The sequence below is a fragment of the Macrococcus bovicus genome (assembly GCF_004359575.1).
Taxonomy (GTDB): Bacteria; Bacillota; Bacilli; order Staphylococcales; family Staphylococcaceae; genus Macrococcus; species Macrococcus bovicus.
On record NZ_SCWF01000001.1, the window covers coordinates 374256 to 398444 of the forward strand.

Annotated in this window: 21 protein-coding genes and 1 tRNA gene; 3 read left to right on the forward strand and 19 right to left on the reverse strand. The window is 46.5% G+C overall.

What is annotated here, in order from left to right; genetic code table 11:
- Positions 1-70: 70 nt before the first annotated feature.
- The 14 genes from ERX55_RS02145 to zapA all read right to left on the reverse strand — a co-directional run bounded on the left by ERX55_RS02145 (position 71) and on the right by zapA (position 13190).
- Positions 71-144: transfer RNA gene (locus tag ERX55_RS02145), tRNA-Arg, on the reverse strand.
- A gap of 90 nt (positions 145-234) precedes the next feature.
- Positions 235-714, reverse strand: a complete 480-nt coding sequence (locus tag ERX55_RS02150; protein WP_133450928.1) for a YfcE family phosphodiesterase — start codon at positions 712-714, stop codon at positions 235-237.
- Entirely contained in the window at positions 711-1295 is a 585-nt protein-coding gene (locus tag ERX55_RS02155) for an XTP/dITP diphosphatase (protein ID WP_133450929.1), read from the reverse strand. Before ERX55_RS02155 ends, ERX55_RS02150 begins: the two co-directional genes overlap by 4 nt.
- Positions 1292-2101 carry a glutamate racemase gene (racE, locus tag ERX55_RS02160; RefSeq protein WP_133450930.1) on the reverse strand — a complete coding sequence of 270 codons (810 nt, stop codon included), beginning with the start codon at positions 2099-2101 and terminating at the stop codon, positions 1292-1294. Before racE ends, ERX55_RS02155 begins: the two co-directional genes overlap by 4 nt.
- Entirely contained in the window at positions 2098-2529 is a 432-nt protein-coding gene (locus ERX55_RS02165; protein ID WP_133450931.1) for a MarR family winged helix-turn-helix transcriptional regulator, read from the reverse strand. Before ERX55_RS02165 ends, racE begins: the two co-directional genes overlap by 4 nt.
- Before the next feature lie 77 nt (positions 2530-2606).
- On the reverse strand, positions 2607-3371 hold the full coding sequence (gene sdhB / locus ERX55_RS02170) for a succinate dehydrogenase iron-sulfur subunit (RefSeq protein WP_133450932.1): 765 nt from the start codon (positions 3369-3371) through the stop codon (positions 2607-2609).
- Positions 3371-5131 carry a succinate dehydrogenase flavoprotein subunit gene (sdhA, locus tag ERX55_RS02175; protein WP_133450933.1) on the reverse strand — a complete coding sequence of 587 codons (1761 nt, stop codon included), beginning with the start codon at positions 5129-5131 and terminating at the stop codon, positions 3371-3373. The genes sdhB and sdhA overlap by 1 nt, the downstream gene beginning before the upstream one ends.
- Positions 5132-5151: 20 nt before the next feature.
- On the reverse strand, positions 5152-5766 hold the full coding sequence (locus ERX55_RS02180) for a succinate dehydrogenase cytochrome b558 subunit (protein ID WP_133450934.1): 615 nt from the start codon (positions 5764-5766) through the stop codon (positions 5152-5154).
- Between the two features lie 188 nt (positions 5767-5954).
- Entirely contained in the window at positions 5955-7754 is a 1800-nt protein-coding gene (gene uvrC / locus ERX55_RS02185) for an excinuclease ABC subunit UvrC (RefSeq protein ID WP_133450935.1), read from the reverse strand.
- A gap of 51 nt (positions 7755-7805) precedes the next feature.
- Positions 7806-8120 carry a thioredoxin gene (gene trxA, locus ERX55_RS02190; protein ID WP_133450936.1) on the reverse strand — a complete coding sequence of 105 codons (315 nt, stop codon included), beginning with the start codon at positions 8118-8120 and terminating at the stop codon, positions 7806-7808.
- A 179-nt stretch (positions 8121-8299) separates the two neighbouring features.
- Positions 8300-10639, reverse strand: a complete 2340-nt coding sequence (locus tag ERX55_RS02195) for an endonuclease MutS2 (RefSeq protein WP_133450937.1) — start codon at positions 10637-10639, stop codon at positions 8300-8302.
- A gap of 1 nt (position 10640) precedes the next feature.
- Positions 10641-12341: a DNA polymerase/3'-5' exonuclease PolX gene (gene polX / locus ERX55_RS02200; protein WP_133450938.1), complete on the reverse strand. Its 1701-nt coding sequence runs from the start codon at positions 12339-12341 to the stop codon at positions 10641-10643.
- Between the two features lie 44 nt (positions 12342-12385).
- Positions 12386-12931, reverse strand: a complete 546-nt coding sequence (locus ERX55_RS02205; RefSeq protein WP_133450939.1) for a CvpA family protein — start codon at positions 12929-12931, stop codon at positions 12386-12388.
- Positions 12924-13190, reverse strand: a complete 267-nt coding sequence (gene zapA, locus ERX55_RS02210; RefSeq protein ID WP_133450940.1) for a cell division protein ZapA — start codon at positions 13188-13190, stop codon at positions 12924-12926. The genes ERX55_RS02205 and zapA overlap by 8 nt, the downstream gene beginning before the upstream one ends.
- Positions 13191-13284: 94 nt before the next feature.
- Between zapA and rnhC the strand changes: the two genes are divergently transcribed.
- A complete protein-coding gene (gene rnhC / locus ERX55_RS02215; RefSeq protein WP_133450941.1) occupies positions 13285-14184 on the forward strand; it encodes a ribonuclease HIII in 900 nt (299 codons plus the stop codon).
- Positions 14185-14294: 110 nt separating this feature from the next.
- A complete protein-coding gene (locus ERX55_RS02220; protein WP_133450942.1) occupies positions 14295-16547 on the forward strand; it encodes an ATP-binding cassette domain-containing protein in 2253 nt (750 codons plus the stop codon).
- 20 nt (positions 16548-16567) lie between these two features.
- Here ERX55_RS02220 and ERX55_RS02225 read toward each other — a convergent pair whose 3' ends face one another.
- From ERX55_RS02225 to ERX55_RS02245, 5 genes are all read right to left on the reverse strand, one after another.
- On the reverse strand, positions 16568-17263 hold the full coding sequence (locus ERX55_RS02225) for a M15 family metallopeptidase (protein WP_165983679.1): 696 nt from the start codon (positions 17261-17263) through the stop codon (positions 16568-16570).
- Positions 17264-17418: 155 nt separating this feature from the next.
- Entirely contained in the window at positions 17419-19812 is a 2394-nt protein-coding gene (gene pheT, locus ERX55_RS02230; protein WP_133450944.1) for a phenylalanine--tRNA ligase subunit beta, read from the reverse strand.
- Positions 19799-20869 carry a phenylalanine--tRNA ligase subunit alpha gene (gene pheS / locus ERX55_RS02235; RefSeq protein WP_133450945.1) on the reverse strand — a complete coding sequence of 357 codons (1071 nt, stop codon included), beginning with the start codon at positions 20867-20869 and terminating at the stop codon, positions 19799-19801. The genes pheT and pheS overlap by 14 nt, the downstream gene beginning before the upstream one ends.
- 432 nt (positions 20870-21301) lie before the next feature.
- Positions 21302-22636, reverse strand: coding sequence for a hypothetical protein (locus tag ERX55_RS02240; protein WP_133450946.1), 1335 nt, complete (start codon positions 22634-22636; stop codon positions 21302-21304).
- A gap of 433 nt (positions 22637-23069) precedes the next feature.
- The gene (locus ERX55_RS02245; RefSeq protein ID WP_133450947.1) at positions 23070-23576 is read right to left on the reverse strand and encodes a phosphatase; all 507 of its coding nucleotides are present in this window, start codon (positions 23574-23576) and stop codon (positions 23070-23072) included.
- Positions 23577-23727: 151 nt separating this feature from the next.
- Between ERX55_RS02245 and ERX55_RS02250 the strand changes: the two genes are divergently transcribed.
- Positions 23728-23994 carry a hypothetical protein gene (locus tag ERX55_RS02250; RefSeq protein WP_133450948.1) on the forward strand — a complete coding sequence of 89 codons (267 nt, stop codon included), beginning with the start codon at positions 23728-23730 and terminating at the stop codon, positions 23992-23994.
- Positions 23995-24189 lie beyond the last annotated feature (195 nt).

Below are 24189 nucleotides of genomic sequence, written 5' to 3' on the forward strand. Positions count from 1 at the left end.
TCAAAAAAGAAAAAAGCCTTTAAAATCAACGTTCTAGACGTTCTCCGATTTTAAAGACTCTTATATCTAGCGTCCTGGGAGGGATTCGAACCCCCGACCGACGGCTTAGAAGGCCGTTGCTCTATCCAGCTGAGCTACCAGGACTCAATTTCAAGACAAGATTAATTATAATCAAGTTTGAGCTGGAAAGTCAACAACCTTTTTTTGCGTTATTACACCTTTAAGGGCAGAAGGTTAACCCTTGAGCTGTGCTTGTGCATAAATACGGTGCTGCTGATCATAGAAAGTGAGCCTGTCATCCTGTATGACCAGGTACGTCTCCGGTTCCTCACTCCTTGACTGAGCGACGCTGCCGGGATTGATACAGATGACCCCTTCAATCTCCTCTATCTGACGGACATGCGTATGGCCATATAATGCCAGTGAACAGCCCGCTTCTTTCGCCGCTGCTGCTAATTTTTCTCTGCCGGCATTGACAGCATAGAGATGACCGTGGGTGAGAAATACGCCGTCCTCTTTCAGAACCCTTGTCTGCTCAAACCAGGGACCGTCGCAGTTCCCCCGCACTGCCACATAATCTCTTATTTCAGGATTCTCCCGCGTAAATTCTGAATCCCCTAGGTGGATGAAGCGATCAGCATCATGGTGGATAGACTTGATATCCGTCAGAATAGGGGACATGCCGTGATTATCACTGACTACTACCCATTTCATGACTTGTAGCCCTCCAAGTAGTCTGTCAGTTTATCGATCGCTTTACGACGATGGCTGATCTCCGCTTTTTCTTCTGATGACAGTTCAGCCATGGTCTTGTTTCTGTCAGGAAGATAAAAAATCGGGTCATAGCCGAAGCCGTGCTGACCCCGCTCTTCCTCAGCGATGATGCCTTCTACTTCACCGCGGAATGTCCGGGTCGGCTGTCCAGGCTCACTCAGTGCAATGACACAGAGGAAACGTGCCGTCCGCTCCGTCTCGCCCTGCAGGTTCTTCAGCAACAGCTTCATATTGGCTGCGTCGTCCTTCTCAGGTCCTGCATAGCGGGCAGAATAGACGCCGGGTGCACCGTCTAATGCATCGACAGAAAGGCCGGAATCATCCGCGATCACCGTCTTGCCGAGGAGGCGGCTTGCCGCTTCTGCTTTCAGCGCCGCATTCTCTTCAAAAGTCGTGCCGGTCTCTTCGACATCAAAGTCCGGCAGTAATGCCGTGATGCCGATGACGTTATGGTCTGGGAATATATGTTTAAAGTCATTGATCTTGCCTTGATTACCTGTAGCGATAACAATATCTTTCATTTCAGTTCCTCCTCTAAATTGATGGATGTGACCACGAGCTCCGGATCTTCCAGCCATTCGCGTGCGACACGTGTAAATTTCTCTGCGTCACCATTGACATAGAACTCATGGTGTTTTTCATCCGCATACGGGGCGTGACCTTGACTGAACGTCAGCAGTGCACTGACTTCTCGCGCCGTCTCAAGTCCTGACGAAATGACCGTCTTTTCTCCATTAAAGTAATCCTCTATATAGCCTTTTAATAACGGATAATGTGTACAGCCTAATATCACTGTATCGGCCGGATCCAGCCGCCATTCCTTTAAAGTCTGATGGATGACGATATTCGTCACAACAGGGTCTTTATAAGCGATCTGTTCCACCAGCGGAACAAAACGCGGACAGCTGACACTATGCACATCCACGTTCGGATTGATAGCCTGTATCGACTTGCGGTAGGCATCTGACTTGACCGTCCCCTCAGTACCGAGCACGAGGACATGACTATTAGTTGTCGTCATCAGTGCGGTTCTGGCCCCCGGCTCTATGACACCGACCACCGGAATCGACAGCATCTCCTGCAGAGGCTTAAGCGCAACTGCGGTCGCGGTATTGCAGGCAATCACCAGCATCTTGATCTCTTTTTTCAGCAGGAACTGGGCAAGTTCGATCGTGAACTGCTTGACTTCTTCTGGGCTGCGCGGACCATATGGGCATCTGGCCACATCACCCAGATAGCAGATGCTTTCGTTCGGCAGCTGACGCATAATTTCTTTTGCCACTGTCAGGCCGCCCATACCAGAATCAATGACCCCGATCGGCTTCATGACGACTGCTCCATTTTAGCGAATAACTGCTTGATGACTTCAGCCATCATCTGCTGATCGTCCTGTGGAATATCTGTCATCAGTTCATTTAAGAATTCCTGCCGCTTAGAAATCACCTCATTGATGATATCAATGCTTTTCTGTTCAGGATACAGATTGACTTTACGTTTATCCGCCACATCTTTTTCTCTGCGTAAACATTCCTTCTTGATCAGCTGGTCTACCATTTCTGAAGCTGTGGAGACAGCGATGCCCATCTTCGTCGCCAGCTGACCGACTGTCAGAGGTTCCTCATGGATCCACTGCATCGCGATAAACTGATTATCTGACAGCTGATACGCCTGCAGCTGACTACGTCCTGACTTCTTGATTCTATCTGCCAGATGACGGAGATGAAACTCCAGTGGAATAATCAATTCTTTATTCATCTTCAATTCCTCACTTCCTGTTCATGACTATCATAACAAAAAAAACGACAGGCGAGAATTCCCACCTGTCGTTCCGATTAATTCACTTGATAGTCTGAACCGAAGAATGATTTGAATAACTGGAAGTTTGCAGAACGGTTCATCGCTGCAATACTTGTTGTTAAAGGGATGCCTTTCGGACAGGCCTTGACACAGTTCTGTGAGTTACCACATTCAGCAAGACCGCCGTCGCCCATCAAGGCATGAAGACGCTCATCTTTATTCATCTTACCTGTCGGATGAAGGTTGAACAGGCGAACCTGCGAAATCGGCTGCGCACCCATGAAGTCCGAGTTCTTATTGACGTTCGGACAGACTTCAAGGCAGACACCACATGTCATGCATTTCGATAATTCGTAAGCCGTCTGACGTTGTTTCTCCGGCATACGCGGACCTGGTCCGAGGTCATATGTCCCGTCAATCGGTACCCATGCTTTGACACGTTTTAAATTATCGAACATTTTAGAACGGTCTACCTGTAAGTCACGCATCACCGGGAATGTCGCCATCGGTTCTAATCTGATCGGCTGCTCCAGTGTATCAATGATAGCAGAACATGACTGACGTGCTTTACCATTGATGACCATTGAGCAGGCACCACAGACTTCTTCTAAGCAGTTCATATCCCAAGTGACAGGTGTGGTTTTCTGACCTTGTGCATTGACTGGATTACGCTGAATCTCCATCAAGGCAGCAATGACGTTCATATTAGGGCGGTAAGGAATGACGAATTTCTCATCATAGGGCGTTGATTCAGGGTTCGCCTGGCGTCTGATAACAAGTTCAATCGTTTTTTCTGCCATTAATGTTTACCTCCTGATTTAGAGTAGTCACGGATACGTGGTGGGATGAGGCTGACATCCACGTCCTCGTAATTGAAGATCGGCGGATTAGTGGCACCATCAAATGTCGCCATGGTTGTCTTCAGCCATTCTTCATCATTACGTTTCGGGAATTCCGGTTTATAATGCGCGCCACGTGATTCGTTACGGTTATAGGCACCGATTGTCATGACACGTGCCAGTACAAGCATGTTCCATAACTGACGCGTGAAGAAGACAGCCTGGTTGCTCCAGGTTGCTGTATCCTCCATATCGATATCCTGATAACGTTGCATCAGTTCCACAATTTTCTTGTCGGTCTCGAGTAATTTATCATTGTGACGGACAACTGTGACGTTAGCCGTCATGATTTCTCCGAGTTCTTTGTGCAGTTTATAGGCATTCTCACTGCCTCGCATGTTCATCAGCGCGTCAAAACGACGTTGCTCTTCATCCACTTTGCGTGCATAAATGTCCTCAGAAATATCTTCATACGATTTCTCGAGTCCCTTGATATATTTAATGGCATTCGGTCCAGCCACCATACCGCCGTAAATAGCCGATAACAGTGAGTTCGCTCCTAAGCGGTTACCGCCGTGCTGAGAATAGTCACATTCACCGGCAGCGAAAAGACCTGGAATATTCGTCTGCTGATCGTAATCGACCCAGAGACCGCCCATTGAATAATGCACAGCCGGGAAGATCTTCATCGGTACTTTACGCGGATCATCACCTGTGAATTTCTCATAGATTTCGATGATCCCGCCGAGCTTGACGTCCAGTTCATGCGGGTCTTTATGGCTTAAATCGAGGTATACCATGTTTTCACCGTTAATGCCGAGTTTCTGGTTCACACAGACATCAAAGATTTCACGTGTCGCTATATCACGGGGCACCAGGTTACCATAGTCCGGATATTTTTCCTCGAGGAAGTACCAAGGCTTACCATCTTTGTATGTCCAGACACGGCCGCCCTCACCACGCGCTGATTCACTCATCAGACGCAGTTTGTCATCTCCCGGAATCGCTGTCGGGTGAATCTGAATGAATTCACCGTTCGCGTAAGTCGCGCCCTGCTGATAGACGATTGATGCCGCAGAACCGGTATTGATCATAGAGTTCGTTGATTTACCGAAAATAATACCAGGTCCCCCTGTTGCCATGATCACGGCATCAGCTGCGAACGATTGGATTTCTGAAGTCACCAGATTCTGGGCAACGATACCGCGGCAGACGCCGTCGTCATCTTTGACGATACCGAGGAATTCCCAGCCCTCGAATTTCGTGACAAGTCCGTCCACTTCGTAGCGACGTACCTGCTCATCAAGTGCATAGAGCAGCTGCTGACCTGTGGTCGCACCTGCGAATGCGGTACGGTGGTGCAGTGTACCGCCGAATCGACGGAAGTCGAGTAAACCTTCCGGCGTCCGGTTGAACATGACACCCATTCTGTCCAGTAAGTGGATGATGCTTGGCGCCGCTTCAGTCATCGCTTTGACAGGCGGCTGGTTCGCCAGGAAATCGCCGCCGTATACCGTGTCATCAAAATGAATCCAAGGTGAATCTCCTTCACCTTTCGTGTTGACCGCACCGTTGATGCCGCCTTGTGCACACACTGAATGTGAACGTTTTACCGGCACTAATGAAAATAGTTCTACGCTTGTATTGTGCTCAGCTGCTTTAATTGTTGCCATTAAGCCGGCAAGACCGCCTCCGACAACAATTACTTTACTGTTTGCCATATATATGCCACTCCCCTAAATTAAATAAATGCGATTAAAGCTGTAAATCCTAATGCTGCTACGAGCACGAAGACTGCAAGTGATACGTATGTCATGATGCGCTGTGATTTCTCACTTTGCGTGATTCCCCATGTCACGGCGAATGACCATAGGCCGTTTGCAAAATGGAAGATAGTGCTTAAAAGACCGATTGAATAAAATGCGATCCAGAATGGATTATTGAAGATGTTATGCATCATCTCGTAGTTGACATGCGCATCATGCAGTGTGACCTGCACACGTGTCTGCCAGACGTGAACAGCAATGAAGAAGAACGTGATGATTCCTGATACACGCTGCAGCATGAACATCCAGTTACGGAATGTCGAGTAATGTCCGATATTATTCTTTGCTGTGAAAGCAATATAGAAACCATAGATAGCATGAAACAGAATCGGAATGTAGATAATCACTGTCTCAAGGAGCAGTTTGAGCGGTAATCCTCCCATAAAGTCCGAAGCTCTGTTGAAACTTGCCTCACCATATACTGCGAAGTGGTTTACGAATAAATGCTGGATTAAAAAGACACCAATCGGTAACACACCAAGTAATGAATGAAGCCTGCGTATTGCAAATGATTGTTCTGAATTCGCCAAGCGAAGTCCCCCCTAATATTTTCTGATAAATCATCACAAACTATTGTACGCCTAAAAATGGGTCAAATCAAGAAACCGATTACATTTTGTCGCACAGTATGTGAAGATTAATATATGACAATTGTATCATTAATTTCAGGCTTATTGTTTATGATAATTATTCTCACTAAAAGTAAAAAAACAGCCCATCAGGACTGTTTTTCGGTCTCTTCATTCAATGTCTCCAGAATCAGGCTTGCCGTCGCTTTCGGTATACCGATAGCGGTCAGCTCCTCCTGTTTTGCTTCCTTGATGCGTTTGGTTGACCCAAAGTGCTTGATCAGCTGCTTTTTGCGTTTCGGACCGATACCTGGAATGGTATCCAGCTGAGACTGCAGCCCCGTCTTCTGTCTCGTCTGCCGGTGGAAGGAGATGGCAAAGCGATGGACTTCATCCTGGATGCGCTGCAGAAGATAGAATGCCTGCCCCTTCTTATCGAGCGGAATGATATCGGCATTGTCACCGTAGAGCAGTTCTGCTGTCTGGTGCTTGGCGTTTTTCTTCAGGCCGGCCACCGGTATATCAAGCCCGAGTTCATCCTGCAGCACGCTTAGGACCACATTCATATGACCTTTCCCGCCATCCACAATGATAAGGTCAGGCAGCGGCAGCTGTTCACGTAAGACCCGTGTATAGCGACGTCTGACGACTTCTGCCATTGACCGATAATCGTCAGGCCCTGAGACGGTCTTGATCTTGTACTTCCGGTAATCTTTCTTGCTCGGCTTACCATCGACAAATGAAATCATCGCAGCAACCGGATCAACCCCTTGGATGTTCGAGTTATCAAAGGCCTCAATACGGATCGGTGTCGGAATCCCCATCGCTTCACCGATTTCTTCGATCGCTTTAATCGTCCGGGATTCATCGCGCTTGATAATCTCAAACTTATTCGACAATGCGATATCCGCATTCTTAACGGCGAGGTCCACCATCTCACGTTTCTTGCCGCGGACAGGCTGCACAATCTTCGTGTCCACGACCGAACGGATGACATCGATGTCCAGACCCGGCTGAATATGCACCTCACCAGGCAGAATATGCTGGTCCAGCTGATAAAACTGGCCGATGAAATTATAGAAGGCATCCTTCGGGTCTTCCATGAGCGGAATCATCGTGACATTGCGTTCAATCAGATTACCTTGTCTGATAAAGAAGACCTGCACACACATCCAGCCTTTATCCACACTGTAACCGAAAATATCGCGGACGGTCATATCAGCAGTCATCATCTTCTGCTTGAACATCAATGATTCAACATGGCTGATCAGATCCCGGTATTCCTTTGCCTGTTCAAAGTTCAATGCTTCACTTGCTTCTGCCATCTTCACTTTAAGGTCTTCAACGATAGTAGTATCTTCACCGTTCAGGAACTGACTGACCGTCTGAATCATCTCCTGATATTCCCGCTCTTCTACATCATAGACACACGGACCGAGGCACTGGCCGATATGATAGTAGAGACATAACCGGTCCGGCATCTTATTGCATTTTCTGAACGGGATGATGCGGTCGAGCAGCTTCTTTGTCTCCTGCGCCGCATAGGCATTCGGATAAGGGCCGAAATATTTACCTGTATTCTTCTTGACCTGCCTTGTCACAAAGAGTCTTGGATGCTTCTCTTTCGTGATCTTGATGAACGGATAGCTCTTGTCATCTTTCAGCATGATATTATAGCGCGGATAATGCTTCTTGATCAGCGTCAGTTCGAGAAGCAGCGACTCAATTTCAGTGCTCGTGACGATAAACTCAAAGTCACGGATCTCTGCGACAAGCCGCGTCGTCTTTTCATCGTGGGCCCCTGTAAAGTAAGAGCGCACACGATTTCTTAAGTTCTTCGCCTTACCGACATAGATGATTTCGTTCTGCCTGTCTTTCATCAGATAGCAGCCTGGCTCCATCGGCAGGACTGCGAGCTTATGCTTTATTCTGACTTCATATTCTTCCATTTTTTCCACCACTCTATTTCAAAAAAAAAGAGCCGAAGCTCTTTTTCTCAATTAAAAATGTTTTTCAAGTACAGATTGTAACTGTTCTTTAGGCTGGAAGCCCACAACTTTATCAACTGCCTGACCGTCTTTAAAGACGATTAATGTCGGAATACTCATCACTTCAAACTTAGCAGCTGTTGCCTGGTTGTCATCCACGTTCACTTTTACGATGTCCGCTTTACCGTCAACATCACCCGCTAAATCTTCTAAGACGGGTGCGATCATTTTACAAGGTCCACACCAAGGTGCCCAGAAATCGACTAATGTCACACCTTCTTTAATTTGTTCATCAAAATTTGCATCAGTTGCATTAATTAATGCCATGTTTATTTCCTCCTCAAAGTTCTATTTTTAAGAATTATAGCATGCGCATTTCCATGCGTCATGCGGTTTGCTCATGAGGTGAGAATCAAATAGCCGACGCCAGACAGGAGCATGACAACTGCCACTACAATCAGCACAACGGCAAGCTTATACATATCAAAATTCCACATCATATCCTCCTATTTCAGTTCAACGACTGTGACACCAAAGCCACCTTCAGACGGCATACCGCCTCTGAACGATGCGACGACTTTCGAACGCTTCAGATAGTCCTGCACGCCTTTTTGCAGGGCGCCTGTGCCTTTGCCGTGGATGATCGTGACCTGGCTGTAGTTGCTGAGCAGTGCCTGATCCAGATAACTCTCCAGCCGCTGCAGCGCATCTTCATAACGTTCACCGCGCAGATCGAGCTCCATCTTGATCGTCTGTCGGTTAGCACGTGGGACCACCCGGATCTGCTTTTCTTTTTCAGGTTGTTCTTTCTTGAAGTCTGTCAGCGGCAGCTTCATCTTAATGATGCCCATCTGCACAACTGCTTCATCCTTATCGACACTGAGGATCACACCCTTTTGACCATAGGACAGGACTTTGACATGGTCACCGGCAACGATCTTTTCTGCTTCCTGCTGCTTGTTCTGTTTTTTCAGGGCTGCCTCATTGTAAAGGTTCTTGAATTTCCCTTTACGTTCAATCAGTTCATTCTCTTTCAGCGACTGATGTTCACTGCGCAGGCTCTTCAGGTCTTTGATGATGGCATCAGCCTCTTTTTCAGCCTTCTGCACGATCTCATTGGCTTTCATCTTTGCATTTTCCACCAGTGTTTCTTTCATCTGCTGATAAGCGGCGAACTGTTCGGATAATTCTTGATGAAGGGCGGCAGATTCCTGCTTCAGACGGGCCATTTCCTCTCTGTCATTCTCTGCCTGTCTTGTATTTCTCTCAAGCGCTGAAATCATATCGTTGATTTCAATATTATCCATATGAATCAGCTGGCGGGCATTTTTAATGATGGACAAGTCGAGCCCGAGCTTCTTCGAGATTTCAAAGGCATTACTCTTACCCGGCACACCCATCAGAAGCTTGTAAGTCGGGCTCAATGATTCCACATCGAACTCCACACTGGCGTTCATGACATGGTCGCGGTTATAGCTGTATGCTTTCAGTTCAGGATAATGCGTTGTTGCCATCGTCATGACACCTGTTTCAAGACAGCGGTCCAGGATACTCATCGCCAGAGCCGCCCCTTCAGATGGATCCGTGCCCGCACCAAGTTCATCAAAAAGCACAAGACTCTTATCGTCCATTGATTTTAAGATGGAGACGATATTGGTCATATGGCTGGAGAACGTTGACAGGGACTGCTCAATCGACTGCTCATCGCCGATATCACAGTAGACATCGTTGAAAATGCTGAGGCGGGCACCGACTCCTGCAGGGATCATCAGGCCGGATTGATTCATTGCAATCAGGAGACCCACTGTTTTCAGTGTCACGGTCTTACCGCCCGTATTCGGTCCTGTAATGATCACCGCATCGATATCATCACCGAAGATGATCGAGTTCTTGACGACGCTCGAAGGATCGAGCAACGGGTGCCAGGCGGACGGGAGTTCAATCGCTCGCTCGTCTGCAGTGTCAGCGATCACTCCATTGATTGAATGACCGTATTTCGCTTTAGCCAGCTGAAAGTCCAGTTCACCCATGACCGTCGTAATCCAGTCAATATCATGCTGAGATTCTGCCACCTGCGCAGACAGTTCGTACAGGATGCGACTGACTTCCTCGTTCTCGCGCGCTGTGACTGTATTGAGCTGACTGCTGAGTTCGACGATACTGTTCGGTTCAATATAGAATGTCTGACCTGAGGCCGAGGTATCATGCACGATACCCGGGAAATCCTGCTTATATTCACTGCGGACAGGAATGACCTGGCGGTCGTTACGGATGGTGACGATCGCATCAGAGAGTTTCTTCTGATTGGCCTGTGAGCGGACGATGCTGTCAAGCTTCTCCTTAATACGGCGATTAATCGTCTTCTTCTGCTGACGGATATCATAGAGCGTGCTTGATGCATTGTCATAGAGCATCGTCTCGTCACATTTCTCGTCTATCGCATCACTGACATGCGATAAGACCGGAAGATGCTGAAATCTGTCGCGGAGCAGCGGCAGCTTGATGTCACTGTCTTCAGTCATATTCAGCAGATAAGTCTTATAACGGTTCGTGACACGGATATTATTCTTGATACGGTTCAGCTCAGTCACACTGAGCATCGAACCGATACTCGCCCGCTTAGTCAGCTGTTTCACTTCTGTCAGCTGACTCATGCCCGGCTCACTTGCCTGCATATGAATCAGGCGGGCCTCTTCCAGTTTCTCAAGCTCTGCCTCTATCCAACTCGCGTCAGATTGCGGCTCAAGCCTGCTGATTAAAGCGGCACTGACTTCATTCTGACTGTATGCAGCCACTTTCTCTCTGATCAGGTGATATTCCAGTATATTTAAAGCTTTTTGATTCATGTCATTTTCCTTTCTGCAGCCAGTCACGGAATGCCTCGCGCGTCAATGTATTGATGACCTGCTCGCGCTTGACGTGACCTTTAATGGCTGTCCCGACACCATACTTCATAAAGTCCAGATGACTGGTATGGTGTGCATCTGTATTGATAGCGAGCTTGATATCCGGATATTGTCTGATGACCGCTGCACTCAGGTCAAGGCGCATCGGATTCGCATTGATTTCAAGCACGGTATTGGTTTGTGCGGCGACTGCTATCAGTTCTTCCATATTGACGGCATAGCCCGCGCGTCTGCCGATAAGCCGGCCTGTCGGATGCGCAATCTGACGGACATAAGGATTGTGGCAGGCATTGACCAGACGCTGCATCGTCTCCTCTTCTGACTGATTGAACGACTGATGAATCGCCGCAATCACATAGTCCAGCTCCTTCAGTACCTCATCTTCGTAGTCCAGGGTCCCGTCCCGTAATATGTCCATCTCGATACCGCTGTAGATATCAATTTCGCTGTAAGCCTTGTTGAGTGCTCTGATCTGCTGATTCTGCTCCAGCAGGCGCTCAACAGACAGACCGTTCGCCACCCGCAGACTTCTGGAGTGATCCGTAATGGCCATATAGTCATAGCCTTGCTGGATGCACGCTTCGATCATCTCTGTCAGTTCGAAGGCCCCGTCACTTGCTGTCGTATGCATATGCAAATCGCCTCTGATGTCTGACAGCTTGATGATAGCTGACTGCTCCACTTCAAACGCCGTGACGTCATCTCGCATCTCCGGCGGAATATAGTTCAGCTGATAGTGCTGATAGATCGCTTCCTCACTCTCATACTGCTTCAATGTCCCATCTGCTAAAGTGATACCATATTCATTCACTTTCTCGCTTCGTGCTTTAGCTAGCTGGCGCATTTTGACGTTATGCTCTTTACTGCCTGTAAAATGATTCAGCATCGGTGTAAAGCCTTTATCATCTGTGAAACGAAAATCGACAGCTGTCTCAAGGTCATCCAGCTGGACAGTCACGGAGACTTTCTCCTGGCCGCTCACTGCCACCTGCTTGACGAACGTGAACGCCTCGATCTCTTCTGCTGCTGCCAGCGCATCGTCAGTGACAACGATATAATCAAGGTCTTTGCTCTGCTCTTTCATACGGCGGTGACTGCCGGCGACCGCATAACGTTTGACGTGCACCGCTTCTTCCAGTGCCTGATTGATATAGGCTGTCAGTTTCACCGCTTCATGAATCGTTATATACTCTTTTTTCGTCTCAAGGTCCTCGATACCCTGGAGAATGGACTCCTCCGTTTTTTTACCGAAACCCGTCAGACCACTTACCGCATGGCTTTCACAGGCTGCCTTAAGCTCTTCAATGGTTGTGATATTCAGTTCCTTATGCAACTTGACGATTTTCTTGGCACCCAGATTGCGGATTTTGAGCATCTGAATATGACCGGCCGGGACCGCTGCCTGCAGTTCCGCTAGCAGACTGGATTGACCGGTCTCGCGGTATTCATTCAGTACTTCAGAGACCCCTTTACCGATGCCGGCAAGTACAGTGAAGTCTGCCAGTTCATCAATAGGCACCTGTGACTGCTCAATGGCAGCCGCCGCTTTACGGTAAGCTGAAACCTTGAAGCTGTTCTCACCCTTAAGTTCCATATATAAGCCGATGGTCTCCAGTAACTTGATATAATCTTTCTTTGTCATTTAATGACCTCCAAAATAAAAGTCATAGACCTATGCCTATGACTTTAGAAGATATGAATAAAGGCAATGTGCTGAAACCAGTCAATTGCACGGTTGCTTAAGATAGGTGTGTATTCAATTATCGCACGGGCAAGTGTACTTCCCTGAATTCTCGCCTGAATAGCAGGGGCCGGGATCATGGCAATGAAGAAAAATGCGATAAATATGACAAGGTAACTCTCAATAAAGCCCAGCAGTGACCCTAAACTTTTGTTCAGCTGTTTTAACAGGGGCAGCTGTGCAATATAGTCAAAGACTGTTGCGACCATCTGCAGCACGACTTTGCTGACGATGAACAGAAAAATAAAGCTGATCACATTGTAGAAGGCGTGCTCACCGTCAGCCCAGTTGATCAGAACTTTAGGTGTCCCCCCTGCAGCGGGATAAGGCACGATGAGTGCCAGTTTGTCCGCCAGCGGTTGGTAAAACATCCTTGCGATGACAAGTGCGCCGATCGTTCCGATGAAATGTAAGGACTGAAGGATGAACCCTCTCCGTAAGCCGATGATGGCCCCTAATAATAAAAAGAACAATAAAATAATATCAATCATGGTCGTAACCTTCTGCTTCTAGTTTATGTAATAGTATTTCAAAATCTTCTTTCAGTTTGACATAGTCATCCATGATGTTGACTGCAGCCAGCACTGCTTTTCTCGACGTATCAAGTCCGGAATTATAGCGAGATATTTCACGGATGCGCTCGTCGACTAACCCTGCCACATAGCGGATGTGACCCGGTTCATCTTCACCGATAATCGTATACTGCTGATCATAGATAGAGACAGTAATTCTATTTTTAAATTCTCCCATACGATATCACTCCACTGTGCGTCATTTAATATATATGGTACCATTTTTTATAAGGAATAGACAATAAAAATACATGTATAATGAGGGATTTACAGTGAGTACTGTCGTAAAGACACTGGAACAAAAAGAAATTGAGCAATTACTGCGTCAAATCGCCTATGAAACCACCCATCTGCCGCCCGGCATGGTCGCCCGTGCGAAGATCCAAGGGCATTCTATTTCCATCTACCGGTCGAACAAAGTCATGATACAGGGCAAGGATGCAGAGAATCTGGCTGCGCAACTACTCGGCACAGCTGCACCTCGTCAGTCAGCAGTCCATCAGTACGATCAATATAACTGCATCGGTTCCGATGAAGCAGGTTCCGGCGATTACTTCGGTCCGATGACCGTCGTCGCGAGTTACGTCTCAAAGAAAAATGCTGAGATACTCAAACTGCTCGGTGTCACGGACTCAAAGAACCTGAAGGATCCGAAGATAGTGGAACTGGCTGAACAGATCATTCCGATGATTCCGCACTCGCTGCTCGTTCTGACCAACCCAAAATACAATGAGCAGAAAGCGCGCGGCTGGAGCCAGGTCAAGATGAAGGCCGTCCTGCATAACCAGGCTATCCAGAACGTCCTGTCTAAAATAGAGGAACGCCCGGACTATATCGTCATCGACCAGTTCGCTGTACAGGGTGTCTACGAGAATTATGCGCTGACCCCTATTCCAGAACGCGACCGCACAAGGTTCGAGACGAAAGGTGAATCGAAATCAATCGCCATTGCGGCAAGCTCTATTATTGCCAGATATGCCTTCATCAGATGGATGGACCAGATTGAGCTCGAGACAGGGCTTGACATCTATAAAGGGGCCGGCAGCAAGGTCGATCTGCAGGCCGCTAAAATCATTGAGCGAAAATCGCTTGATTATCTCGACAGTATCACGAAGAAGGACTTCAAAAACAGAGCAAAAGCACTCGATTTAATTGAAAGGAAGCGATTATAATGGAACCCATCTATCTAGGAGCAGGTCTCGGGGTCATTGCTTATTTATTATGGTATATCTCAAAGGAAATAGGGAAAAGAAAAAGATAATCACTTGAAAGGATTTTTCTTATGGCTAACATCATCATTAAAGGCGCAAAACAGAACAACCTTAAGAATATCAGTGTGGAGATTCCTAAGCACAAGCTGACGGTCTTTACAGGCCGTTCCGGATCGGGGAAATCTTCACTCGTCTTCAGTACGATTGCTGCTGAATCCGAACGCCTGCTGAACGAAACGTATTCAACCTATATTCAGAACCAGCTCACGCAGTATGAGAAGCCGGATGTCGATGCAATCTATCATCTCCCTGTCTCCATGGTCATCAGTCAGAAACGGCTCGGCGGTAACTCGCGTTCAACAGTCGGCACCATATCAGATATTTACTCTGCTGTCCGTCTGCTCTGGTCACGTGTCGGCGAACCCTTTGTCGCCTATTCCAATGAATTCTCATTCAATAATCCTGCCGGCATGTGTGAGACATGTCATGGCCTCGGCTATGTGGAGGATATTGATGTCGATGAACTGCTGGACTATGACAAGTCACTGAATGAACATGCCATTCAGTTTCCGACATTCGGACCGGACCACTGGCGCGGCAAACGTTATACGCTCTCCGGCCTTTTTGATAATGACAAGAAACTGAAGGACTACACGAAAGACGAAATGGAGATACTTCTCTATACAGAACCCATGAAGCTGAAAGACGCACCGGACAAATGGCCGAAGACCGCGAAATTTGAAGGAGTCATTCATCGCTTCCGCCGCAATTTCCTCATCAATGACGGCTTCGAGAAAAATCGCTGGCTGAGCGAGGTCAACCGTGTTGTCACGGAAAAGACCTGTCCTGACTGTCATGGCAAACGGCTGAACAGCAAGATTCTCAGCTGTAAGATCAAGGGGCTCGATATCGCGGACTTCACTAGCATGACCATCCGTGAAAATATTCAGTTTCTTGATTCAATAGATCATCCCACTGCCAGCTATATCATCAAACCCTTGCGTACACAGCTCCAGTCACTTGTTGATATCGGTCTCGGCTACTTGACGTTAGCACGTGAGACACCGACACTGTCAGGCGGTGAATCACAGCGCATCAAGCTGATCCGGCATCTCAACAGTCCGCTGACAGACCTTGTCTATATCATCGACGAACCAAGCGTCGGCCTTCATCCGGAGGATATCAAGAACATCAACCGCATCATCCAGTCTATACGCGACAAAGGGAATACCGTGCTTGTCGTCGAACACGACCCGGATATCATCAAAATAGCTGACCATATCATTGATATTGGACCGGGTGCCGGCCGGGATGGCGGCACCATCACGTTTGAGGGCAGCTATCCTGAACTGCTTGAATCCGATACGGCGACAGGCCGTGCGCTAAGAGAACAGCATCAGCTCAGACGCGCGCGCGAACCTCAAGACTTCATCCATCTGGGACCGATCAGCCGGAATAATCTGCACGATATCTCAGTGGACATTCCTAAGCAGATGATCACGGCAGTCACTGGCGTCGCAGGCTCCGGCAAAAGCACATTAATCAAGACCGGCTTCAGACATATGGACCAGACAATCATAATCGACCAGAAACCTGTACATGCCTCTAACCGCTCAAATTTGCTGACCTATACAGATATTTTCGATGAAGTCAGAGCCTTCTTCAGCAAAGAAACCGGCCTGAAAAAGAGCCTGTTCAGCTATAACTCAGATGGTGCCTGTCCAAACTGTAACGGCAAAGGGGTTCTAAAGACGGAACTTGCCTACATGCCGGACTTCTCACAGGTGTGTGAGGTCTGTCACGGTACCCGCTATAAAGAGGAAGTACTCGCTGCCACAGTTGATGGCTACTCCATCGCGGATGTCCTCAGACTCACGGTAGATGAAGGTGTCGCCTATTTCAGCCATCATGACAAAATAACAGAAACACTCCAGTCCCTGCAGGCGACAGGTCTCGGCTATATGACGCTCGGTCAGTCACTTGATACATTGTCAGGCGGAGAAGTCCAGCGCGTCAAGCTCAGCAAGTATCTGATCGAGCAGGTCAGAGACCATATCTTTATCTTCGATGAGCCGACGACAGGACTCCACGAGGAAGATATCCATGTCCTCATCGATCTCTTCAACAGGCTCGTAGATGACGGCAATACCGTCATCCTGATTGAACATAACCTGACGATGATGACTGCTGCCGACTGGATCATCGATATGGGACCAGGAGCAGGACAGGATGGCGGCAGACTGCTCTACAGTGGTCCGGCAGCCGGCCTGCTGGATATACAAGACAGCTATACTGCCCAGCATTTAAAGCACTATATCAAATAAAGGTAAGGACTTCTTGGTCCTTACCTTTTATATTTGCATAGGTTCCCATTCGATTGATACTGACCGGCTCCTAATTTCTTGCGGCCGGCGATACCGAGATATTCTTCCAGCGTGACGTTATCCTTCTTGATGCGCGTCGCATGCGTCACACCGACATAGCGGATATGCCAAGGTTCATACATAAAACCAGTAATGGCTTCTTTGCCTTTTAAATATCGGACGATGAAACCATAACGCTGACCATTCTCCCGGATAAATTTCGAGGCTGCTGTATATTCAAAAGCGGTGTTCAGTGTCCCGTAATTCGTACCATCCCGAATATCCATTGCCAGACCAAGCTGATGTTCACTTGTACCGGGCCTCGCTGAGATCTTTGAGGCATAGCTAAAGCCGTAAAGATTCATGTATTGATTGTACAGCTGTTTCTGCGTCTCATAACTTCTAAAGCCATAGGCACCCGGCGTCCCGACAACGTCCAGCACGATTCCTTTCTTGAGCGCAGCCGCCTTCATCTTCTTATAAGCTTCTATCATCGCCTTACTCGCTCCAGGATTATAGCTTCTTGCCATACCATATTGCTTGTTGGCGATAGGCAGCCCGTCGATCCTGTAAAGCTGCTTATTATAGCTGACATTGATTTTACAGCTCGCCGCATCTGCCTCGTGCCCTGTTGCCAGGACAGACAGACTGATCAGCCCCGCTAAAATACGTTTCATCTTCATCCCCCCCTTTTTTGTGTCATTATAACAAATATATTGAAGTAGGCCGAACACCTTTGTTGATGTTCGGCCTTCTAGTTCTCACAAATGTTACGGGTAATCAAATTTGATTAACGCTGCTGATTCATGTCTCTCAATTTCAAAGATCTTGATTAACCGCGCAATTTCGCGCCTGCCTGCGTCAAGTTATCAAGGACTTGATCGACAATCGGCTGGATATCTTCATCTTTCAACGTCTCATCCGGATTAAGGAATTCCATCCGGATGGCAACAGATTTCTTATCATCTGCGATATGCTCACCTTCGTAGACATCAAAAACTGTCGCACGTTGCAGATATTTATTATCCGCTTGCATGATGATGTCAATGAGTTCACCTGTCGCGCGCTGACGGTCAACCTCAAGCGCGATATCACGGGAGATACCCGGGAACTTCGGAATCAGATGATATTTCACCGCGCTTGTTTCTTCCAGTATACGCTGTAAGTTCAGTTCAAAGGCGTAAGTGTCCTTCAGGTCATGCGCACGTTCCACAAGTGGATGCAGCTGACCGATAACCCCTACAACTTCCCCGTTTAAAAGTACTTGTGCACTTCTTCCCGGGTGCAGGTCACTCAGTTCAGCACGTACGTATGAGAACTGGACGCTGAGTTTCTCACCCAATGCTTCAACGATGCCTTTGACCACGAAGAAATCAACCGGCTCCACTTTACCCTGCCATTCTGTTGCACTGAACTGACCGGTGATAATACCCGCCAGCTGCTCCACTTCTACGGGCTGTTCTGCACCGCGGCCATGGAAGACGTTGCCGATTTCGTATAACGCGACATCCTTCATCTGACGGGCATTATTATACTGAACGGCATCGATCAGATGAGGCAGCAGACTTTGACGAAGAACAGCGTGATCCGCACTCATCGGCATCATTAATTTGACTGTCTCATGCTCTTTAGCCGTGAACTGCTGGGCTTTTTCCTCTGACACAAGCGCATAAGTAATCGCCTGGTTCAGGCCCAGTCCTTCAAGGAGTGATTTCACTGCACGGCGTTTAGTCTGATAAGCAGTCAGGCCGACCCGCTTGTTTGTATTCGTCACCGGGAGAGTCGACGGCAATTCGTCATAGCCGTAGATACGTGCGATTTCCTCGATCAGATCCTCCTTGATGGTGATGTCGCCCCGTCTGGACGGAACGTGAACATTGAAGGCATCGCCGTCCACCTGTGAATCAAAGCCGAGACGTTCAAAGATATTCTTGATTTCTGTATTCGAGAGATCAAAACCAATCAAGTTATTGACTTCATCTGTCGTGATCTGTACAGATTTTTCAAGCGCCGGCAGTTCTCCTGCTGAGACAATACCCGCGAGCACATTCCCAGCGGCATGTTCCTGCAGCAGGAACGCTGCACGGTCAAGCGCCATATTGACGCGTTCTGGTGCCACGCCTTTTTCAAAACGGCTTGATGCTTCAGAACGAAGTCCCGTCTGACGTGACGTCTTACGGACATTGACCGGATTGAAGAGTGCAGACTCAATGACGACATTCTTCGTATCCGCAGTCACTTCAGAAAAATCACCGCCCATAACACCGGCCAGCGCAATCGGTGCAGTGCCGTTCGTAATCACGATGTCTTCTGATGTCAGTACGCGTTCCTTATCATCAAGTGTCGTCATTGTCTCGCCGTCGCGGGCATAACGGACAACGATTTTCTGTGAGCCGATCTGATCAGCATCAAACATGTGCAGCGGCTGACCGAGTTCCATCATGACATAGTTCGAGACATCGACGACATTATTGATCGGACGAACACCCGCTTTAATCAGACGCATCTGCATCCATGTCGGCGAAGGCTTAATGACCACATCACGCACGACACGCGCCGCATAATAAGGCGATGCCTCAGCATCATCTATTTTAATCGCAAGCGCATCTGCTGCGTTCCCGGCTTCCTCTAATTCTGCTTCAGGGAACTCCATCTCTTCTTCGTACAATGCACTGACTTCATAGGCAGAGCCGAGCATGCTCATCGCATCTGCACGGTTAGGGGTCAGACCGAACTCCATGACACCATCCGCTAAAAATAACGCTTCAAGCGCATCTGTTCCCGGTGTCACTTCCTCAGGGAAATGGAAGATACCTGTCTCATACTGTTCAGGCACCAGATTCTTCGGAATACCGAGCTCACCGAGTGAACAGATCATCCCGTTTGACTCGACACCGCGCAACTTTGCACGCTTGATCTTGATACCGCCCGGCAGACGGCCGCCCGGCTTACAGACGATGACATATTGTCCCGCTTCAACATTCGGCGCACCGCAGACGATCTGCAGCGTCTCGTCACCGACATCCACAGTCGTCACATTCAGTTTATCGGCATCTGGATGTTTCTCTTTCGTCAGCACATGGCCGACAACCAGGTTCTTGATGTCTTTCGTATAATCGGTGATCTCTTCTACTTCAATCCCGCTTCTCGTGATCTTCTCAGCCAGTGCCTCAACCGGCACATTGACGCGGACAAATTCATTCAGCCATTCTTTACTGACTAACATGTTCACTACCTCCATCTTCTACTGCTTTGAACTGTTCAAGGAATCTGAGATCATCCGTATAGAAGTGACGAATGTCTTCAATCCCGTACTTCAACATCGCGATTCGGTCCGGCCCCATCCCGAACGCAAAGCCTGAGTACTTCTCTGAATCAAATCCTGCCATCTCAAGCACATTCGGATGCACCATGCCGGCACCGAGAATCTCAATCCAGCCTGTACCTTTGCAGACATTACAGCCGGTGCCGCCACACTTGAAGCATGAGATATCGACTTCAACAGATGGTTCAGTGAACGGGAAGAAACTTGGACGAAGACGAATCTCACGCTCAGCACCGAACATCTTCTTCGCGAACAGCTCCAGTGTTCCTTTCAGGTCGCTCATCTTGATGTTCTCATCAACAACCAGCCCCTCAATCTGCGTGAACTGATGGCTATGCGTCGCGTCATCACTATCACGGCGATAAACTTTACCTGGGCAAATAATTTTAACAGGACCCTGACCTTTGCGGCTTTCAAGCGTCCGTGCCTGCACAGGAGACGTATGTGTACGCATCAGGAGCTCCTCAGTGATATAGAAACTATCCTGCATATCACGCGCTGGATGCGATTTTGGTAAGTTTAACGCTTCAAAGTTATAGTAATCCGTCTCCACTTCATAGCCCTCAACGACCTCGTAGCCGAGCCCGATAAATAAATCCTCAAGCTCCTCGACAATCTTCGTCAAAGGATGCGCACTGCCGACATTGAACTGACGGCCCGGCAGAGAAATATCAATCGTCTCATTCGCGAGCTTGTCATTGATCGCCTTCTCTTTAAGCTCAGCATCCTTCTCTGTCATCGCCGCTTCAACCGCCTGGCGTGCCTCATTGACAAGCTGACCGAACATCGGCTTCTCCTCGTTCGGCAGAGACTTCATCTCTTTCATCAGTCCGGTGATGATCCCTTTCTTGCCGAGATACTCCACCTTCACCTGCTGCAGCCCCTGCGCATCACTCGCGTCATTCACTTTTGCCAGTGCTTCCTGCTGCAATGCACTTAACTTTTCTTTAAGTTCCATCATAATCCTCCTTAAAAATAAATAAAAAAATAGCCTGACATCCAACAAGGGACGAAAGACTTCCGCGGTACCACCCAAATTTATGCCTAAGCATACACTTCATTCATGCATAACGGGCATATCCGGCTTAACTTCTTATTAAGCAACCAAAAAGATGAAAAGAAACATAGCACTGGTGATTGTTTCACCTCAGTCAATCACTCTCTAAATCAGCAGCCATGCATCCCGTCCTTTTATCGGTCGGTTATTAAATTCCTATTTATTATATGAAAAAAAGAGAGGACAAGCAAGTGGGTTGAGACTAAATAACAAAATTAGCCGTAATCACTAGTGAGAGATTCGGCTTTTGATGAATGCTGTAATCAATAAGTATATTGTCATTTACAATGTTGTGAGATCGGACAGTAATATCAGCTTTTCACTATCTTTCCGTCATCTATAGTCATCTAATTTAACAACTCGCGCAACATTCATATTCTTTTTCCGCTTCTTCGATTTCTTCATAACCTGCCCTTTGTTCAGAGATTGAGGTTTCTGACGATCCTGCGTTCGTTGAGATGTCTGGTCTATCTGATTGCCCGCTAGCACCCAGAGACGTACATCTCTCATTAATCCTGTCATTTCATGACCTAAATCTGTCATCAGTTCTTCATTAAACAGACCCTCATCAATAAGTGCCGCAACAAAATCAAGCACATCTTCAATTCCCAGACAAGCACGAAGTCCTTTCCGTATTTCACGATCGAGTGATTCTATCTCAAACTGATGGGCATGACGGGCATGCTTCTTCAGAACCTTTCGCAGGTTAGTTTTATTGATGAAGCTTTGATCCAGAAAAGGTTCAAGTTCTTTCAGCGTCGGTTCATAATAGGCAGGTCTCTCCAGTACATTGACGTCGATGCCTGCCCAGGCTCTATGTTTAATACCTTCACTGCTGAAAATCACTTCATCCTTAGAGAAGGACGATTTGACCTCTCTTTTAACACGAGCGAGTGTCATTGATTCATCCATCAATTGCTGCGCCATCTTATACAGATGCTGATAATCAACAGCGCCATACAGATAAAGCAGACGTCGATAGAATAAACGCTTTGTCACTACAGGATGCAGTTCATTTTCCTTCAGATAGGCTCTGAAATGTGCCCTCACATCTTTAGTGGAAACAAATAATTCAGAATCGCTCAGATAGTAGAAGAACATCATAGGATCAAGCTCGGGCTGGTCCATTGTATACATTCGGTCAAGACGAACCATCTTCTCAACTATTTCAATGGTTTCTAATGACATATGCTCGACCATCTTTTCAAGCATACTGAAATCCTCGAAAAAATGACTGCAGATCAACATCGCGAGCTGCGATTTATTTTTAGAAGAGAAACCTCTAATCTTATAAAAACGACAGATATCCTTTAAGTCATCATTTGTATAATCAATCAAGCAGTCATAAAGTGTATCCTTTTTCAAATGACGTATCTGCTTATCAAGTTCCTTCTTAATCCAGTCATCCTCACTTCTCATTATTTCCTCATATAACTGACGCTTAATCGCTTCAATCTCGTCCTCAAAGGAGCCGTCTTTAATCAAGGGATATGCGCTGTTTAATTCAGCCTTTATATATAAATTGATCAATTCAAGTGGCACTTGTACCTCCTTACCTTCAGGATTATAAGGTAAATAACCAAAATGAGTGAGCACAGGATACGCTATGGCAGTGTCATCAGACGTATGACAATAAGAGGCCTGTCCTTCAGCAAAATAGCGTAGCATATTATGCTCATTTCCGGTCAGCTGCTTGGATATTTCTTTAAAATCTACAAGATTAAATAAACGGGACTTGAGACTATGAATCATAGTCACTTTATTAGCACTCGGTTTTATCCCAAAATGCATACACAGCTCAACTAATTTTTTATTGGAAAAGGCATTTAAATTATTTAGAATAGACATCTTCTCATCCTCTATAAGACTACTTTAATGCTTATTGTAAACTTATAATACTAGATTGTACAAGAAACAATAAATACTATTTAATAATGTTTACACCCTTTATAATATGGTTTACCTAATAGACGTCTCAACCAGATCATTGAAATTCACTTCATTACTTCTGATTTTACTGAACTCTTCAAACAATCCATCCCCATCGTAAAAGTTGTGCTTAGCCATCTTAATCCCCTTATAGATATTAATTTCTATTCGCTCATGCTTCCCAATATACATCGACAAAACCATGATATTGCTTTTTGAGATCTGTAATCAGACTCCTATCCTGACTGACGATATCCATCACATCCGTACTCACGTAAAGCAGTGAGGTCTCATCGTTAAATGTGATGTATGCTTGTGGATGGCCATTTTTTATCTTCATGCAATAGTTGATGATTTCATCCATCTTGATTCTTTCAATCTGAGCCATGACAAATTGAAATTCACGGTCTTCTGAATCAATCAATGTTTCTTTCCAGTTAGTGATGGTAAAGAATTTTCCGATTCCCGTTTTCTCCTTAACAAAATTCAGTTCATAAGAACAGCCTATCAGAACGGTCATCGTGATTTGCATCTCTCCAAAAATAGTGTGAATTAAATCCGTTACTATATTTTTACCTAGCTTGTCCCACGAAAACCTCACTCTCTTTTCAGAATGAACTTGAAAAAATGGAGTCATCCCTTCTGGATTGATGCTGATTTCATTCATAATATCTGACATATTAATCATCCCCTACCCTTTCCATTATCCGGCATTAGACACTTTATCTGTTTATTGAAATACTAAACACAAAACCCAATTAATGGTATAATTTCCTTAAGATTAAACTCATTTTCATTCTTAAATATACAGCTCAGAAAGGAACATTAAAATGAAAAATCCAAAACATGCTTTGATTATTTCCATTATTACATTTATCCTCGGCATCCTATGCTGGATACCTAATATGTTTTTCTATCACCCTGACAATCCGCCGTTATTCTATTTACTGACACCTCTAATAGGTGTATTTGGAGCAGCGGTCAGCGCTACAATATCTAATACTTTCATCAGATTGATGATGATTATCCTTAATATCTTAATTGCCCTTAGTTTTGCAATTATTATGTTCCTTGGTACATTGGTGTTTGGAGTATAAAAATTCTAATTTATCAAAAACTCATCCAGTTCAAAATGAATGGATGAGTTTTCTTTATAATTAATATCTCGATCATTATAGAATTGGTAGCGATACGTCGTTAAGAGGAGAAGTTAAGCGAACGGGTTTTCAGTTATGTATTTAACTGTTTTAAGTCGTATAAAGTCGAAAAACTGATTTTGTCGGCCAGTATTT

Excerpts from the sequence above, each read along its gene's own strand:
- ERX55_RS02150 (WP_133450928.1), bottom strand. The coding sequence starts at position 714 with ATGAAATGGGTAGTAGTCAGTGATAATCACGGCATGTCCCCTATTCTG.
- ERX55_RS02155 (WP_133450929.1), bottom strand. The coding sequence starts at position 1,295 with ATGAAAGATATTGTTATCGCTACAGGTAATCAAGGCAAGATCAATGAC.
- racE (WP_133450930.1), bottom strand. The coding sequence starts at position 2,101 with ATGAAGCCGATCGGGGTCATTGATTCTGGTATGGGCGGCCTGACAGTG.
- ERX55_RS02165 (WP_133450931.1), bottom strand. The coding sequence starts at position 2,529 with ATGAATAAAGAATTGATTATTCCACTGGAGTTTCATCTCCGTCATCTG.
- sdhB (WP_133450932.1), bottom strand. The coding sequence starts at position 3,371 with ATGGCAGAAAAAACGATTGAACTTGTTATCAGACGCCAGGCGAACCCT.
- sdhA (WP_133450933.1), bottom strand. The coding sequence starts at position 5,131 with ATGGCAAACAGTAAAGTAATTGTTGTCGGAGGCGGTCTTGCCGGCTTA.
- uvrC (WP_133450935.1), bottom strand. The coding sequence starts at position 7,754 with ATGGAAGAATATGAAGTCAGAATAAAGCATAAGCTCGCAGTCCTGCCG.
- trxA (WP_133450936.1), bottom strand. The coding sequence starts at position 8,120 with ATGGCATTAATTAATGCAACTGATGCAAATTTTGATGAACAAATTAAA.
- ERX55_RS02195 (WP_133450937.1), bottom strand. The coding sequence starts at position 10,639 with ATGAATCAAAAAGCTTTAAATATACTGGAATATCACCTGATCAGAGAG.
- polX (WP_133450938.1), bottom strand. The coding sequence starts at position 12,341 with ATGACAAAGAAAGATTATATCAAGTTACTGGAGACCATCGGCTTATAT.
- ERX55_RS02205 (WP_133450939.1), bottom strand. The coding sequence starts at position 12,931 with ATGATTGATATTATTTTATTGTTCTTTTTATTATTAGGGGCCATCATC.
- zapA (WP_133450940.1), bottom strand. The coding sequence starts at position 13,190 with ATGGGAGAATTTAAAAATAGAATTACTGTCTCTATCTATGATCAGCAG.
- ERX55_RS02220 (WP_133450942.1), top strand. The coding sequence starts at position 14,295 with ATGGCTAACATCATCATTAAAGGCGCAAAACAGAACAACCTTAAGAAT.
- ERX55_RS02225 (WP_165983679.1), bottom strand. The coding sequence starts at position 17,263 with ATGAAACGTATTTTAGCGGGGCTGATCAGTCTGTCTGTCCTGGCAACA.
- pheT (WP_133450944.1), bottom strand. The coding sequence starts at position 19,812 with ATGTTAGTCAGTAAAGAATGGCTGAATGAATTTGTCCGCGTCAATGTG.
- pheS (WP_133450945.1), bottom strand. The coding sequence starts at position 20,869 with ATGGAACTTAAAGAAAAGTTAAGTGCATTGCAGCAGGAAGCACTGGCA.
- ERX55_RS02240 (WP_133450946.1), bottom strand. The coding sequence starts at position 22,636 with ATGCTACGCTATTTTGCTGAAGGACAGGCCTCTTATTGTCATACGTCT.
- ERX55_RS02245 (WP_133450947.1), bottom strand. The coding sequence starts at position 23,576 with ATGTCAGATATTATGAATGAAATCAGCATCAATCCAGAAGGGATGACT.
- ERX55_RS02250 (WP_133450948.1), top strand. The coding sequence starts at position 23,728 with ATGAAAAATCCAAAACATGCTTTGATTATTTCCATTATTACATTTATC.